The sequence below is a fragment of the Paenibacillus periandrae genome, from assembly GCF_022458865.1.
Classification (GTDB): Bacteria; Bacillota; Bacilli; order Paenibacillales; family NBRC-103111; genus Paenibacillus_S; species Paenibacillus_S periandrae.
Genome location: NZ_JAJNMU010000121.1, coordinates 1 through 528, shown reverse-complemented (window position 1 = coordinate 528; position 528 = coordinate 1). Strand labels below are relative to the sequence as shown.

Genomic DNA, 528 nt, shown 5'->3' with positions numbered 1-528 from the left:
GGAGCTGTCCTTAGTACGAGAGGACCGGGATGGACGTACCGCTGGTGTACCAGTTGTTCCGCCAGGAGCACGGCTGGATAGCTACGTACGGAAGGGATAAGCGCTGAAAGCATCTAAGCGCGAAGCCCCCCTCAAGATGAGATTTCCCAGTATGTAAGACCCCTTATAGACGATGAGGTAGATAGGTTCGGGGTGGAAGTGCCGCAAGGTATGGAGCTGACGAATACTAATCGGTCGAGGGCTTATCCAAGAAAGAGTCTTGCAAGCGAAAGCGAGTGAGACGCGCTGCTCAAGCGTGAAGTGAAGTTTCGGATCTAGTTTTCAGGGTGCAAACCTTGAGTTGCCTGTCCTTTGTAAGGATGGATATTTTCTCGCAGCGATTTCAAAGAAGAAACGCTTCGAAAAAAACTTAGGCTTACGAAGTCAGCTTTCTGGCGAAAGCTCTTAGTTTGGTGATGATGGCGAAGGGGAACCACGCGTTCCCATCTCGAACACGACCGTTAAGCCCTTCAGCGCCAATGGTACTTG

At 50.9% G+C, this 528-nt stretch carries 2 rRNA genes; both read left to right on the top strand.

Annotated features, from left to right (window positions below):
* Positions 1 to 250 (top strand): 23S ribosomal RNA (locus LRL21_RS44845); the annotation flags it as partial.
* Between the two features lie 198 nt (positions 251 to 448).
* Positions 449 to 528, top strand: a 5S ribosomal RNA gene (rrf, locus tag LRL21_RS44840); the annotation flags it as partial.